This window comes from Chromobacterium haemolyticum DSM 19808, assembly GCF_000711885.1.
GTDB classification, from domain to species: Bacteria; Pseudomonadota; Gammaproteobacteria; order Burkholderiales; family Chromobacteriaceae; genus Chromobacterium; species Chromobacterium haemolyticum.
In genome coordinates this window covers 1-14855 of record NZ_KL543996.1, presented here as the reverse complement: position 1 = coordinate 14855, position 14855 = coordinate 1, and the positions used below count along the sequence as shown (strand labels likewise).

The following is a 14855-nucleotide window of genomic DNA, read 5'->3' as shown; positions in this document are numbered from 1 at the left end:
GTCCGCCATGAGCGCTAAACTTCCAATCCCAGGCCGCCAAAACAATGCTTGCCGATAATCTGCAAGCCCATCTTCCAATAGCATGCCTTAAACAATGCAGGCCGATTGATCAAATAATCCTACTGCTTGCTTGACAATAGCTTAGCTAGCACCGACATCACCACCTCCACCCCCATCGCGCCGGTGGTGGCGTCAAACTCCACCGTCGCCGCGCCGCCCTTGCCGGCCGCCCAGTTGCTGACCAGGCACAGGTGCGCGTAAGGCAGGTTCATCTCCCGCGCCAATGCCGCTTCCGGCATGCCGGTCATGCCGACTATATCGGCACCATCCCGCTCCAACTTCAATATTTCCGCGGCGCTTTCCAAACGCGGCCCCTGGGTGCAGGCATAAACGCCACCCACCACTCCGCTATGGCCGCTGTCCGCCATCGCGCGGATCAGGCGCTCTCGCAACGCCTCGTCATAAGGCGAAGAGAATTCGGCGTGCACCACCGGACGGTCCAGGCCTTCAAAGAAGGTATGCTTGCGGCCCCAGCTATAGTCGATGATGTTGTCCGGCACCACCAGGCGGCCAGGCGGCATGTCGGGACGGATGCCGCCCACCGTGCCGATGGCGATCACGCCCTTCACGCCCTGATCGTGCAGCGCCCAGATATTGGCGCGGTAATTGATTTCATGCGGCGCCAGCGAATGGCCGTAGCCATGGCGGGCGATGAATACCACGTTCTGTCCATTCAGCAGGCCGAAGGTCAGTGCGCAGGAAGGGTCGCCATACGGCGTGCGAACGACTTGACGATGGGTGACTTCCAATACGGGCAGCTGGGCCAGGCCGCTGCCGCCGATGATGGCCAACATGATATGTCCCCTTTGTAATAGTGCGACGGATCGCTGTTTTTGCCGCGGCCTGAGCTGGATACGCCCGGCGCGGCTGCGGGATTCTTGCTTGCGGCGGAGCGCCGACGCTCCAATTATGGCCGATTATTTTCCGCCGGCACATGCCACCGCGCGGTGAATTTGCCCGCGGCGACAGCGCCGGCAATCACCACTTTGTAAAACAAGCACTTGGGGTTTCCCTCCGGATTGCGCAAAATTTATACAATCGTACAAATTCGGCTCAATGCGCTTATACATCCGTATAAACATACAAACATGAAATCGACCAACGCCACTCGACAGCAGCTGCTGGACTGCGGACTAATAATGGCCAAAGAAGCCGGCCGGCGGCGGCTAACCGCGCGGCAAACCCTGTCCGCCGACCTGATCGCCTTGTATAAGGCGCTTGGCGGCGACACACAGCCCGGCATCCCGCCACGCTAAACCGGTCCCCCGCGCCGCGTTTAAGCTGCGCTTAAGTTTACGGTGTTCCAATCGTCTCAATCCCCTATCGCAAGAAAGGACATGGCGATGAACCGTAGACTTCCCCTGCTTAGCCTGCTGCTGCTCGTCAGCGGCGCCTTATACGCCGCCGCCAGCCTGTGGCAAAACGGTTTGCCCGCCAACTACTGGCAATGGCGGCACGAACTGGTCATGCTCAGCGGCGTGCAATTAATGACGGTGATGAGCGCAGCCATGCTGCTGGCCACACGCCCGCGTTGGCTGGAACCGTTGCTGGGCGGCCTGGACCGCCTATACGCGCTGCACAAGCGCCTCGGCATCGCCGCCGGCCTGCTGCTGGCCGCTCACTGGCTGATCAAGCTCTCGCCCAAGCTGATGCTGGCGCTGGCCTGGGTCGCACCGCGGATCAAGAGCGGCGGCGGCAAAGACCCGTTGGTTTCGCTGGCCAAGGACATAGGCGAATGGGCCGCCTGGGCGGTGCTGGCCATGGTGATTCTGGCGCTGCTGCGCGCCGTGCCCTATCGCTTCTGGCGCAAGCTGCACAAGCTATTCGCCCCGCTCTACCTGATGGGCGCCTTCCACGGACTGATCCTGATGCCGGCCGAGATGTGGACACAACCGGTGGGCTGGCTGCTGGCCACGCTGATGCTGATCGGTTCCGGCTGCGCGCTCTACGCGCTGGCCGGCCGCATCGGCAAACAAGGGCAATACGCCGGCCGGGTGGACCGCATAGAAGCCCTGCCGGCCGGGCAACTGGAAGTGATCTGCCAGATGGACGGCTGGCCCGGCCACCGCGCCGGACAATTCGCTCTGGTCAACTTCACCGCCGCCGAAGGCGCCCACCCTTTCACCATCGCCAGCGCCGACCACGGCGACGGCCGGCTGCGCTTCATCATCAAGGCGTTGGGCGATTACACCCGCCGCCTGCCGGACGAACTAGAGATCGGCCAGGCCGTCACAGTGGAAGGCCCCTATGGCGGTTTCCAGTCGCGTGGCGGTACACGCCAGGCCTGGGTGGCGGGCGGCATCGGCGTCACGCCTTTCCTGGCCTGGTTGCAAAGCAGGGCGCTGGCGGAGACGCCACTGGATGTGGATTTCTACTACTGCGTGCGCCATCGCGACGAAGCGGCGCGGCTGGAAGAAGTGCGGCAAGCTTGTCGTCAACGCGGCGTGCGGCTGCATCTGATCGAAAGCGAAACCGGCGCACGGTTGAACGCCGATATGCTGCCGGAAGTGGACGAGGTCTGGTTCTGCGGCCCGCAGGGCCTGGGCAAAGCGCTACAGCACGGTCTGAGCCAGCGTGGCGCGCAAGCGCCGGCTTTCCACCACGAGGCGTTCTCAATGCGCTGACGCAAAACGGGCATTCCAACATGCCGGAACGCCCGTCATACCCTCAAGCAAGCCGCTGCAACGCGGCTTGCGCCTCGCCGGCTTTAGCGCGTGGCGTAGACGCTGCGCCTTCCCTGCTCGTCAAAACTCAACACCTGATACGGCTGCTTGCTCGGCCCTTCCATACCCGGGCTACCCATGGGCATGCCCGGCACCGCCAGGCCCACGATCTTGGGTTTGTCCTTCAGCACCTTCTTCACCAAATCCGCCGGCACATGGCCTTCGAACACATAGCCGCCCACCTCGGCGGTATGGCAGGAGCGCAGATCCGCCGGCACTTTCAACCGGCTCTTGACTGCGGACATGTCGGCCTCGTTGCGGCTTTGCATCGCCACGCCGTTTTTCTGCATATGCTCGGCCCAGGCGGTGCAGCAACCGCAATACGGGTCCTTGTGCATCACGCCGTCGGCGGCGGCGGCAAGCGGAGAAATCAGGGAAACGGCCAGCGCGGCGGCGGCCCAGTACAAAGGTTTAGTCATGGCAAGAACTCCAATGCTTTTTGAATGAAAACGCGCGCCAGCCCGCAAACACACGGTTGGCGCAAAAAAACGGCTCATTCATAAAGATTGGGGAGGCCGCTCCGGCGGCGCGGGGATAAAACCGGACCACACTACTTCGGCCTTGGCCTGCAATACCGGGCGAATCGTCTGCAGCGGCAAGCAGGGCGCCGCCGGCCACGGAGCGGCCGGCAACTGGCAACAGGCCGCGGCCTGGGCGGCGCTGGCCGGCTGGGTATGGCAGGCCGCGCCGTCATCCGCCATCCACACGCAGGGCGCGCTGGCGGCCACGCGCCCGCCCATGCTCCAGCCCGCCTGCGGCAAGAGCAGCAGACAGGTTAGCAACAGCAGCAGGGGTAGGCGGATAAGCATCGATTCAGTTACGCGCTCAGCTTGGAACAGGCTTGGGACTGACAGCTAGCGCCTTGGTTCCCAAGCTGTTTCTCAATTTTTGTCGCCCCGAACAAAGTTTGAGCCATGTCATGTTAGCGTCAGATTGCTTGCAATCAAGCCCAAGCCGAGCATCAATCAATAACGATTCGCATTTGCGTTCGCATTAATTCGGTGGGATACTTACGGTCCCATTTGACATTCCTTGCGCAAACTAAACGCCAACGGCATGCAAACAGCGCCGGCCATGCCGTGACGCGGATCAAATGGGCTTCGTTCATGTGATGATTTCCAGGTATCCACGATAATGAAAACCTTTGACTCCGCCGCCCGTCACGGCGTGCGCCTCGCCCTGTTGTCCGCGGCGGTTTCCGCCCTCTACCTGCCCGCCGCCCACGCGGCGGAAGCCGAAGCCACCCTGCCCTCGGTAGTGGTCACCGCCTCCGGCTACGAGCAAAAAATCAAACAAGCCCCGGCTAGTATTTCGGTGATTACTCGCGAAGATCTGGCGAAAAAGCCGTTCACCAACCTGGCCGACGCGCTGACCGATCTGGAAGGCGTCAGCATCAATGGCTCCGGCCCTGGCGATAAGGACATTGCCATCCGCGGCATGCCCGGCGAATACTCGCTGATCCTGGTGGACGGCCGCCGCCAAGGCACCCGCGAAGTGCGCAGTCGCGGCACCGGCGGCTTCCAGCAATACCAGATCCCTCCGATGGAGGCGATTGAGCGCATCGAAGTGGTCCGCGGCCCGATGTCCTCGCTGTACGGCTCCGACGCCATGGGCGGCGTGGTCAACATCATCACCCGCAAAGCGCCCAAGGAATGGCATGGCTCGATGACCCTGGGCGGCACCATCACCGAACATTCGAACGAAGGCAATACCGGCCAGAGCAGCTTCTGGCTGGGCGGCCCGCTGATGAAGGACCTGCTGTCGCTGCAAGTCTACGGCTCGCTGAACAACCAGGCGGAAGATAATATCTTCTACTCCAAGAGCGGCGATGGCGGCAAAGACGCCAACCACATGTCCGACATCAACGCCAAGCTCAGCTTCACCCCGAACCAGGACCACGAGATCACCTTCGAGGCCGGTCATAACGAGCTGCGTAAAACCACCACCGGCGGCAAGAGCATTTCTCCGACTCTCGGAAAATACGATCAATACGATACCCGTGATCACTGGAGCCTGAGCCACAACGGCAAGTACGGCAATATCCGTTCCAATGTCGCGCTGTATCAGGAACTGGCCAAGTCTAGCTCGGACGAAAATAACGTCAGCGACGGCAAAGGCGTGAAGTTGGCCAATACCACGCTGGACGGCCAACTCACCTTCCTGCTGGATCGTCACACCGTGAAAGTCGGCACCCAGCTTGGCCGACAGGTTGGCTCTGATCTGCAGGCTCAAGAAGCCTTCGATCCAAATCGTTTCAAATACACTGGCGCGCCCAACCCGGACAAGGTCACCGTCAACACCTGGTCTCTGTTTGCCGAAGACAGCTTCGAAGCCACAGACAGCCTGACCATCACCGCCGGCGGTCGTGTCGACCACCACAGCGTGTTTGGCACCCACTTCACTCCGCGTGCTTACCTGGTTCAGCACCTGAACTCTCAGTGGACCCTGAAAGGCGGCATCGGCAAGGGTTTCAAGGCGCCCACCATTCGCCAGAGCACCGACGGCTACTGCATGCGTACCGGCAGCCGCGTGGAAACCGGCTTACTGTGCGGCAACTCCAAGTTGAAGCCGGAGGAAAGCACCTCTTACGAAGTGAGTCTGCACTTCGACAATGAACAGGGCTTGAGCGCTAACGCCACGCTGTTCAACAACGACTTCAAGAACAAGGTGGTCAGCTACGGTACCGATCAATTCACCAATGCATTGATCTCTAAGGGCAAGCCGGCCCGCGTCTACATATACGACAATGTGGACTCGGTCAACATCCGCGGCCTGGAATTGTCCAGCAGCTGGACTTTCATGCCGAAGTGGACACTGTCCGGCAACTACACCTACACCAAGTCCAAGCGCGAGGGCGGTAGGGAAACCTCGCTATCCGGTCAATCTCTGAACGGCCTGCCGCTGGACAAAACACCGGAACACGCCGGCAACGTGAAGCTGGCCTGGGCGCCGATGGAAAAGCTGGACCTGTACACCCGCCTGAACTTTGAAGGCAAGCAGTACTACACCGGCTTCCGCAACGGCGCTTACGATGCGCGCACCCGCGGCGGTTCCAGCACCTGGGACTTCGGCGGCAGCTACAAGCTGAGCAAGAACTTCGACGTCAACTTCGCCGTCTTCAATCTGGCCGACCGCAAGGTAGCGATTGATGACCGTGTGGGCAACGCCGAACCGGATCGCACTAAAGCGCCGCTTAACGGCAACTGGATGGTCGATGAGGGCCGCCGCTATTGGCTGACCTTGACCGGCAAGTTCTAAGAAAAGGTTCACGGGCTAGCAAGCATCGTGAACCGCTTCTGACGGCCCGTCTCCGGACGGGCCGGAAACACCGCACGGCAGTTGCCGAATCCGCCGGATTCGCCAACTGCCTGTTCCCGTTTTTACGATTGGAGAATTGATGATGTTGAGCAGCCGCGCCCAATTGACCACGCCCAATGCCGACAAGGTGCTGTACAAGCTGTGCAAGCACTACGCGCTGAAAGTGCCGGTGGAGTTCGACAGCCACCAGGCCCACGTGCACTTCCCCATAGGCGAATGCCGGATCCAGCGCCAGGACGACACCCTGGACATGATCTGTGCCGCCGACGCCGCCGACAAGCTGGCCAAGATCGAATTCATCATGGACGAGCATCTGGGCCTGATGGCCAAAACGCCGGACTTGAAGCTGGACTGGGCCAAGACCGAGTAAGAACCCCAGCCTATCGGCGTTTTCCGAGTACGCCGGGCCTGCCCGGCCGCTCTCGTTTCGGTATGATGCTTGCCCACCCGCTCCACTGCCAAAGCCCGTCCACCCACCCCTACGGCGGGCTTTGACAGCGGAGCCGTATCGCTCAAGGAATCACAATGAAAACACTGTTCTCCCGTCTGCTGCTGGCCGGCGCGCTGGCCGCGGCCACGCTGGCGGCCCAAGCCGCCACCGTCACCGATATCGCCGGCCGTAAAGTGGAAGTGCCGGCCAAGGTCAACCGCATCCTCTTGGGCGAAGGCCGGCTGTTCTACGCGCTGGCCTTGCTGGAAGGCAAGCAGCCCATCGCCCGCATCGCCGGCTGGCAGGGCGACTTCCGCCAGCTGGACCCGCAAACCTACGCCCAGTACAAGCAGCGCTTCCCCGCCATCGACCGGATTCCGCTGATCGGCAAAACCAGCGAGAACTCCGTCAGCGCCGAGAAAGTGCTGACCTTGCGCCCGGACATCGCCGTGTTCAGCATCTCCGGCCACGGCCCGGGCCTGAACAACCCCATCGTGCAGCAGCTGCAAGCGGCGAAGGTGCCGGTGGTCTTCGTCGATTTCCGCAACGCCCCGCTGGAACACACCGTGCCCAGCCTGCGCATCATGGGCAAGGCGCTGCAGCGCGAGGCCGAAGCCGAGCGCTTCATCCGCTTCTACCAGGGCAAGATGGACGCCATCCGCAAGGTGGTGGCCACCATCCCGGCGCAGCAAAAGCCCAAGGCCTTCCTGGACCTCCGCGCCGGCGCCTTCAGCAATGTCACCAGCGCCGGCCGCGGCAGCCTGGGCGAGCTGGTGGACGCCGCCGGCGGCGTCAATATCGCCGACAAGCTGATCCCCGGCGCGGTGGGCGAAGTGAATATGGAGCATGTGCTGGCCAGCAATCCGGACCTGTACATCGGTACCGGCACCGCGGACGCCGCCGAGAAAACCGGCATCCAGTTCGGCGCCAACATCAGCGCGGCGCAGGCGCAGGCCTCGCTCAAGCGCACCGCCGCGCGCAGTCCGGTGGGCGCCTTGCGCGCGGTGCGCGAAGGCCGCACCTTCGGCGCCTGGCATCACTTCTACAACACGCCTTACCACATCGTGCTGCTGGAAGCCTTCGCCAAGGAATTGCAACCGGCGCGCTTCGCCAAACTGGACCCGGACGCCAGTTGGAAGCAGCTGCACCGCGACTTCCTGGCCATCGAGCCGCAAGGCACTTACTGGGTCAAGGGCGCTAAATGAGCAGCGAAACCATGACGCTTTCCGCCGCCTCGGTGGCGGCGGATTACCGCCGCACCCTGCTGCGCCGGCTGCTGCTGGTGGCCGTGCTGCTGAGCCTGCTCGCCGTCTCGCTGACGCTGGACGTCACCACCGGCGCCAGCGGCATGCCGCTGGCCGAATTCTGGCAGACGCTGTGGCACCCCGCCGCCGCAGATCCCGCCACGGAAGTCATCGTCTGGCAGATCCGCCTGCCCTACGCGCTGATCGCCATCGCCGCCGGCCTGGCGCTGGGCCTCGCCGGCGCGGAGATGCAGACCGTGCTGCACAACCCGCTGGCGGACCCGTTCACCCTGGGCCTGCAGCCCGCGGCCGCCTTTGGCGCAGCGCTGGCCATCCTGCTGGATGTCAGCATCCCCGGCGTCCCCGGCCCGTGGATGCTTCCGGTCAACGCCTTCGTGTTCGCGCTCGGTTCCGCGCTCTTGCTGGACGTGGTGGCGCGCTGGAGCAATATGCCCACCAGCGGCGTGGTGCTGTTCGGCATCGCGCTGTTCTTCAGCTTCAACGCCCTGGTGTCCCTGCTGCAATTCGTCTCCACCGCGGACTCGCTGCAAGACCTGGTGTTCTGGCTGATGGGCAGCCTGTCGCGCGCGGACTGGCCCAAGATCGCCCTGCTGTTCGGCGCTTTCGCGCTGATCCTCCCCTGGTCGCTGAGCCAGTCCTGGCGGCTGACCGCGCTGCGGCTGGGCGAAGACCGCGCCGCCAGCTTCGGCATCAATGTGCGCCGGCTGCGCCTCAGCTCGCTGCTGCGCGCCAGCCTGCTCACCGCGCTGGCGGTGGCCTTCGTCGGCACCATAGGCTTCATCGGCCTGATCGCGCCGCATATCTCGCGCCGGCTGGTGGGCGAGGACCACCGCTTCTACCTGCCGGTGAGCGCGCTGACCGGCGCCGCCATCCTGTCCATGGCCTCGGTGGTGACCAAGAACCTGGTGCCCGGCGTCATCGTGCCGGTGGGCATCGTCACCTCGCTGGTGGGCATCCCCTTCTTCATCGCCATCGTGCTGCGCAACGGAGGCCGCCAATGAGCTCCGCCCTGTCCATCCATCAACTCTCGGTCAGCTACGGCAAGCGCCAGGTGATACGCGCGCTGGACGTGCCCTGTCTGCGGGCGGGCGACATCACGGCCTTGCTGGGCCCCAACGGCAGCGGCAAATCCACCTTGCTGCGCGCTTTGGCCGGCCTGCAGCACAGCCGCGGCGACGTCCGCCTGGACCAGCGCGCGCTCAGCCGCCAGCGCGGCGAAGTGGCCTACCTGCCGCAAACCCTGCCGCCCAGCGTGCATCTGTCGGTGTTCGAATCGCTGATGGTGGCCGGCCAGGCCACCGCCGCCGGTTTGTCTCGCCGTCATGACGACCAGCAAGTGTTCGCGCTGCTGCAATCGCTGGGCATCGAGCAACTGGCGCTGCGCTACCTGGACCAGTTGTCCGGCGGACAGCGCCAACTGGTGGGCATCGCCCAGGCGCTGATCCGCGAACCGGCGGTGCTGCTGCTGGACGAACCGCTGTCGGCGCTGGACCTCAACTACCAGTTCCACGTGATGGACCTGCTGCGCCGCGAAACCCGCCGCCGCGGCATGGTCACCATCATCGTGCTGCACGACCTCAACGTGGCGCTGCGCCACTGCGACCGGGTGCTGATGCTGAAGGACGGCGCGCTGCAAGCCAACGGCGCGCCGGACGAGGTGATAGACAGCCAAAGCCTGCGCCGCGTCTACGGCGTCAGCGGCCGGGTGGAGCGCTGCTCGCAGGGCGTGGCGCATGTGCTGGTGGACGGGCTGCACAGCGGTTTGCGCTGAGAACCTGTTCATAATCTGCTGCGCTGCGGCGATACGGCGTTGAAAACAGCTTCGAAATGCTCATGTACCACTTGTACATTCCGCTTTCTCAGCTGTTTCCGCCTTGTCTCGCTCTTGCTCGCGAGATTTTGAACAGGCTCTGAGAGTCTGTCAGATGTCTACTGCGAACGGCCGAGGCCGCCGGCGATACCACGCCGCAGCCTCGGCCGTTTTCATGGCCAGCCCGGCCTCAAGCCTTGCAAAACCCCAGTGCCGGATGGAAGCGCCAGCCATTGTCCGACTGCGGCAAGCTCAACCCGCCAAAGCGCCGCGCGCAAGTCTCCAGTTCCATGCCCAGCTCCGCCGCCAGCTCGGCCAAAGCCGTTGGATAATCGCTGACGCCCCAGGGTCGGATATTCGGCTGCGTCAACGCCGCCTCCGGCACTCGCTGGTTCAAGCTGACCTCCACCGGCGTGAAATGCGGCGGCTCCGGCCACGGCCGGCTTTCCACACGGTGCAGCGCGTAATCGTCCCCGTCCTCGGTGGGCAATAACAGCAAATCCACCTCCGGCTCGCCGCCAGCGCGGAAAGGCTGCTGCTGTGCCAGCACGCCGCTGAGCAGCGCCTGAGGCTGTTGCCAACAGCTATAGGCCCCCATCGGAGCGATGGCCGGCCCCTCTCGCCCCGGCCGGCTGCTGGCGGCTTTAGCCTGGCCCGCCGGCGACATCAACTGCGCCAGCCGCGCATGCTCCAGGTGCGACAAGCGCCGCTGCGCCTGCAACGGCTCCGGTTGCACGATGCGTGGCCGTGCGTCCAGGTGCCGGTACTCGTCTTCCTCCAGCAACTCGCTCAGCAGATGGCTGCCCAAGGGGAACGCCTCATCCTCAAAACCCGGCCAGCGGAAGGCCGGCTGCGCCGGCTGCTCCACGCTGCGCAGATTGCGCTCGCCAATCAGCACATTCACCTTGTCCCAAGGCTCCGGGCGGTGGCGGCGCAGCCGCCCGGCCAGCTGAATCAGCGAACGCATGGACGAAGGCTCGACAATCGCCCAATCGTAATCATGATCCCGTCCCACCTCGGTCACCGGCGAACCCAGCACGATGAACACATGCTCGCGCTCCGGCTCCGCGTCCAGCTCGCGGCGAATGGCCGGCAGCGTGAACACCGCTTGCGGATCGGAACGATTCAGCGCCTGGTCCAGCTGGCGCTCAATGGCGGAACGCAGCAACAAGGGGTATTGCGAGTGATAAACGCATAAATGCAGCTGCCAATGCGCCGGCCACGGCAGCGCGTACAGGGCCAGCGCCACCTCGAACAAAGGCTGGATATTGGCCATGCGCACCAGGCCGAAGCTGACCGCCTGACCGCTGAGCGGATCCCGCTGCTGATTGAGCCGGTGCAAACGCTCGATGGCCGGCTGTAGCTGAGCGGCGAACTCCCGACGCAACGCCGGCGCCTGTCCCTGGCCAAAACTCAGCGGCAATAGTTCAGCGTTGCGCCGCGCCGGCTGCGTGACCAGCCAATCGGCGCGCCGGCCGGCAAACTGACGTTGCCTCTGGCGGAAAGCATCGACATCGGCACAGTCTTGCTGCGCCAGGGCATTCTCATCCACCCAGGCGCAGCAGACCGCCAGCGGCCTCCCCGGCTGGCCGCGATTGGCCTGAAACTGACGACGGCCGGCCAGATAGGCCTCGAACAAGCCCTCGATCAGCGCTGGCGGCAAGGTGGCCGACGACAGCAGCAGCCGGCTGCCCAACAGGCCGGCCCAATGCGCCAGCCGGGTCAGCGCCGGCAAGTCCGCCAAGTCGAAATCGTCCGGTTCATCCAGCACCAAATCCCCGCTCATCAGCCTCAGCATGGGCGCGATCTGCCGCCCGCCGCGCTGGCTTTCCGTCGCCGGCGTCAGATGATCTATGGTGCACACCAGCAACGGCGCCTGCAGCAACTTGGCCGTTTGCGGATCGCGCAGCGCGCGCGACAGCAAGGGATGCTCGCCGCCGGCCTCGTAACGCACCTCGCCGCCCTCGTCCCACAAGGCCTGGCGCGACGCCGAGCCGCTGGCCTCCGCCTGCTCTTGATAGTGCTCGAACAACTGGGTGTTGGCGCTGCCGCCCACGCAGATGGCCAGATCATCCTCGTTCAGGCCCAGCCGCTGGCGGAAAGCCTGGCCGGTTTGCAGCGTCAGCGCGCGCAAGCCCAGCGCAAACGCGCAACGCAAACCCAAGGCCGGGTCCGCCAAGGCATACATGATCCGCGCATTGCCCAGCGTCTTGCCGCAGCCGGTGGACGCCATATTGACGATGAAAGCGCCCTGCTCCGCCGCCCGCGCCCGCATCCCCGCGGCCAGGTCCGCGGCGCGGTCCTGCCAGCGGAAGCGCCCGTCGGCGCTGCGTTGCTGCAAGCGCTTGCGCCGCAACAGCCGCGGCAACTCCCGCTCAAAACCGGGCAAGGCGCGGCATACCAAGGCGCTATGCTCCGCCACGCCCAGCAAATGCTCGTCCAGCGGCTGGTTGAAATCGCCGGACCGGCCATGGGTGTTGGCCCATAGCGGATAGCCGGCCTGGCCGCGCTTGTGCCGCAGTTGGGCGTAATCCAGGCTAGAAAAATGATGATCCGCCAGCATCAGGCTCAACCGCGCCACATGCATCGCGTAAAGATTGTCCAGCCAACGCGTCTCGCCGCGCACGGCCAAACGCGCCGCCAGCTTGTCCGCCAGCCGCGCGGCGCGGCGGCTCCAGGCCGGCGTGTTCACCGGCAGCCCCTGCGGGAAGCGCCAGTACGGCGCCAGCTGCGCCGGCTCGGCCTCCGCCTCCCGCCATTCATTCCAGCGCGCGTCGATATGTGCCGGAATATTCAACAGCATGCGGCTTTGAAAGCCCTGTAGCTTGCCGCCCAGGCGGCATTGCTTGCCCTGCGCGAAATCCGGCATCAGCGGCAGCCGGTGATGCGTCAACACCAGCCAACCCACCGCGGCGGCCAGCGGCGGCAAACGGGCAAACGGCGTTTCGCACGCCGCGCCCATGCCGTCCGCCTGCAAACGATCCAGCCAGCTGGCGTGATCCCGCTCCGTCGGCTGCCGCAAGCGCGCCAGCCAGCCTGCGTCGTCGTCGTCGCCGACAAAAGCCTGGAACAAGCGCAAGGACACCCACTCGTGGCGGTAGAGATTACGCTCGCTCCGCTTGCCGCGCAGCCTCTCCTGAAACGCCTGGCTGGCCTTGCCCAGGTCATGCAGCAAAGCCGCCAGGCCGGCCAGCAGTTGAATGTCCTCCCCGCTGTGCCAGTCGTTTTCGTCCGCGCTGCGCAGCACATTGCGGCGGGTACTGTGCGTGGGCGTGGCGCCGTCGGCGTTGAAGCGGCTGGCGTCGCCGACTATCCACAGCAGCTCGCTATGGTCCTGGCCTCGTATCCAGTGGCAGGCCACCGCGGTGTTCTTGCGCGCGCTCTGGCGCAGCAAGCGCCGCAGCGTGTCCAGCCCGGCCTGGGTGATGGGCGTTTGCCAGACCCGGTCGCCGCGGCGCTCGGCGAACTGGTCCAGAATCTGCCGGCTGCGCGTCAGCGCTTTCTTGTCGCATTGCGAAATCAGCAGGATATTCATGCCGCCCGCCCCCGCCGCTCGGCAATATCCTTCAAGGTGTCGATGATGAAGTCCAGCGCCTCACCGCGGGTCAGCGCCTCGATACAAGCCTGGCGGAAGGTCTGCTCGTCGTCGCCGCGCATCGCGGAGATAAAGGCCTGCGGCAGGATCAGCGCGTCCTTGACCAGGTCCGCCGCGTCGAACACCAGCCCGCCGCGCCGGGTCTTGCCGTGCAGCACCGCCAGGCCGTGCGGCAAGCCCAGCACCCAGGCCGCGGTGGCGCCCAGGCCGTAAGCCAAGTAATTGCCGTGATCCAGAAAGGCGTTGGCCGGGTCCGTGCCGGCGCCGCGCTTGGCGCGGCTGAAATCGCCATAACGGGTGGCCTGCGCGGCCAAGCGGAACAGCAGCTTGGTCAGCCGCGCCTCCTCTGTCAGCAAATGCGCGTGGTCCGGCGCCTGGGCAATCGCCTGGCGCGAGGCTTGCAAGGCGGCTTCCAAGCCGGCCGCCTCCACCTCGAAACCGGACTCGCGCAAGGCGCGGCTGCCCAGCCAATGCCGCTGCAAGCAACCCAGCCGCGCCAGTTGCACATCCTTGGCGGCGGCCAGCCGCTGCGCGTCGTCAAACCAAAAGCGCACCCAGTACTGCAGATATTCCGTGGGCCGGTACTCGCTTTGCGGCGCGAACCACGCCGCCTCCTGCTCCAGCTCATTGGTGCTGAACAAGGGCGTGCCGCCCCCGCCGCAAAAACCCACCATCACCCCGGCCTTGGCCAGCTCCCGCATTGCAGCCTGCGTCACTGAAGTGCCGGTGCCTAGCAAGATGCAAGTGGTGTTGGCGATGGGGATATTCCAGTACAGCGAAGCCTTGCCGGCATCGGTGACGTACTCCACCCGCCCGCCGTTGACCAGCACGCGGCAGTGCTGCAGATAGTAAAGATTGGCGCGCTTGGAATGCAGAATGGTCTTGAGATCGGACGGGGAAAAATCGGACATGACCATACCTATGGGATGTGACGCGATAACGCATCTTGCCATGAGCATGAACGGAGGAACAGGAAGCGCGGTAAAACCCTTTTTTTCAGGCCCCTCATCAGCCCCAGTAAAAACAAGCACTTAGCCTTTATCTGAAAATTTGGGTCAAACCCGGAAAAATCACCGAAGATGCCTACGCCATAAGGCGAGGGGGCGGTGTAAACTCTAGTTCACTGCCGGATAGGCAGCTTAGAAAATGCCAGAAACAACAGAGGAAAAAGCGGATTTGTTCACTGCCGGATAGGCAGCTTAGAAAATAAACGACATCGTCGGAGCCATGGAAAAAAGGTTCACTGCCGGATAGGCAGCTTAGAAACAAGAAAACGCTGACCATCGTTAGACCAAGGGGTTCACTGCCGGATAGGCAGCTTAGAAAGTTAGCGTAACGTATAATAAATTATGTTCAAAGTTCACTGCCGGATAGGCAGCTTAGAAAATGAGAAACCTCCAGATCGGCGAGGTGGCCACGTTCACTGCCGGATAGGCAGCTTAGAAATCTCAAATTAAGTGTGACCCTGTTTATCAATTGTTCACTGCCGGATAGGCAGCTTAGACCCGCTAACAAAACCTCTTGATGTCAGATGCGTATGCCCGCATTTGGCGAAGATGAAACGGAAAGTCGTCAGTCAGAAGCTCTGGAAGTCATTGCAACCACTACTTCCTCCACCACCGCGTTCCCGCCGGGGTGGGCGGCCGCGGTTGGA

The 14855-nt window shown here is 63.7% G+C and carries 12 protein-coding genes and 1 CRISPR repeat array; of the genes, 7 read left to right on the top strand and 5 right to left on the bottom strand.

Annotation, left to right across the window (positions count from 1 at the left end; genetic code table 11):
* Positions 1 to 119: 119 nt before the first annotated feature.
* Positions 120 to 854 carry an S-methyl-5'-thioinosine phosphorylase gene (locus BR71_RS21520; RefSeq protein ID WP_043642083.1) on the bottom strand — a complete coding sequence of 245 codons (735 nt, stop codon included), beginning with the start codon at positions 852 to 854 and terminating at the stop codon, positions 120 to 122.
* Between the two features lie 294 nt (positions 855 to 1148).
* Between BR71_RS21520 and BR71_RS24415 the strand changes: the two genes are divergently transcribed.
* Together BR71_RS24415 and BR71_RS21515 are read left to right on the top strand one after the other, a co-directional pair.
* Positions 1149 to 1316: a hypothetical protein gene (locus tag BR71_RS24415; protein ID WP_156039083.1), complete on the top strand. Its 168-nt coding sequence runs from the start codon at positions 1149 to 1151 to the stop codon at positions 1314 to 1316.
* 87 nt (positions 1317 to 1403) lie between these two features.
* Positions 1404 to 2684 carry a ferredoxin reductase family protein gene (locus tag BR71_RS21515; protein WP_043642080.1) on the top strand — a complete coding sequence of 427 codons (1281 nt, stop codon included), beginning with the start codon at positions 1404 to 1406 and terminating at the stop codon, positions 2682 to 2684.
* An 83-nt stretch (positions 2685 to 2767) separates the two neighbouring features.
* Here the strand turns inward: BR71_RS21515 and BR71_RS21510 are convergent, their stop codons facing one another.
* Together BR71_RS21510 and BR71_RS21505 are read right to left on the bottom strand one after the other, a co-directional pair.
* A complete protein-coding gene (locus BR71_RS21510; protein WP_052370994.1) occupies positions 2768 to 3202 on the bottom strand; it encodes a DUF411 domain-containing protein in 435 nt (144 codons plus the stop codon).
* Positions 3203 to 3280: 78 nt separating this feature from the next.
* Entirely contained in the window at positions 3281 to 3592 is a 312-nt protein-coding gene (locus BR71_RS21505) for a hypothetical protein (RefSeq protein ID WP_043642077.1), read from the bottom strand.
* 325 nt (positions 3593 to 3917) lie between these two features.
* On the opposite strand from BR71_RS21505, the gene BR71_RS21500 reads away from it, so the two are divergent.
* The 5 genes from BR71_RS21500 (at position 3918) to BR71_RS21480 (ending at position 9567) form a co-directional block, all read left to right on the top strand.
* Positions 3918 to 6041: a TonB-dependent receptor domain-containing protein gene (locus BR71_RS21500; RefSeq protein WP_052370992.1), complete on the top strand. Its 2124-nt coding sequence runs from the start codon at positions 3918 to 3920 to the stop codon at positions 6039 to 6041.
* A 139-nt stretch (positions 6042 to 6180) separates the two neighbouring features.
* Positions 6181 to 6471, top strand: coding sequence for a DUF2218 domain-containing protein (locus BR71_RS21495; RefSeq protein ID WP_227104831.1), 291 nt, complete (start codon positions 6181 to 6183; stop codon positions 6469 to 6471).
* Positions 6472 to 6626: 155 nt separating this feature from the next.
* Positions 6627 to 7736, top strand: coding sequence for an ABC transporter substrate-binding protein (locus BR71_RS21490; RefSeq protein ID WP_043642071.1), 1110 nt, complete (start codon positions 6627 to 6629; stop codon positions 7734 to 7736).
* The gene (locus BR71_RS21485) at positions 7733 to 8797 is read left to right on the top strand and encodes a FecCD family ABC transporter permease (RefSeq protein WP_043642069.1); all 1065 of its coding nucleotides are present in this window, start codon (positions 7733 to 7735) and stop codon (positions 8795 to 8797) included. Before BR71_RS21490 ends, BR71_RS21485 begins: the two co-directional genes overlap by 4 nt.
* A complete protein-coding gene (locus BR71_RS21480) occupies positions 8794 to 9567 on the top strand; it encodes an ABC transporter ATP-binding protein (protein WP_043642067.1) in 774 nt (257 codons plus the stop codon). The genes BR71_RS21485 and BR71_RS21480 overlap by 4 nt, the downstream gene beginning before the upstream one ends.
* Before the next feature lie 229 nt (positions 9568 to 9796).
* Here BR71_RS21480 and cas3f read toward each other — a convergent pair whose 3' ends face one another.
* Complete coding sequence (cas3f, locus tag BR71_RS21475; RefSeq protein ID WP_043642064.1) at positions 9797 to 13141, bottom strand: type I-F CRISPR-associated helicase Cas3f; 3345 nt, start codon at positions 13139 to 13141, stop codon at positions 9797 to 9799.
* Entirely contained in the window at positions 13138 to 14112 is a 975-nt protein-coding gene (cas1f, locus tag BR71_RS21470; protein WP_043642268.1) for a type I-F CRISPR-associated endonuclease Cas1f, read from the bottom strand. Before cas1f ends, cas3f begins: the two co-directional genes overlap by 4 nt.
* Before the next feature lie 207 nt (positions 14113 to 14319).
* Positions 14320 to 14707: direct repeats of the CRISPR family, unit length 28 nt; unit sequence GTTCACTGCCGGATAGGCAGCTTAGAAA.
* Positions 14708 to 14855 lie beyond the last annotated feature (148 nt).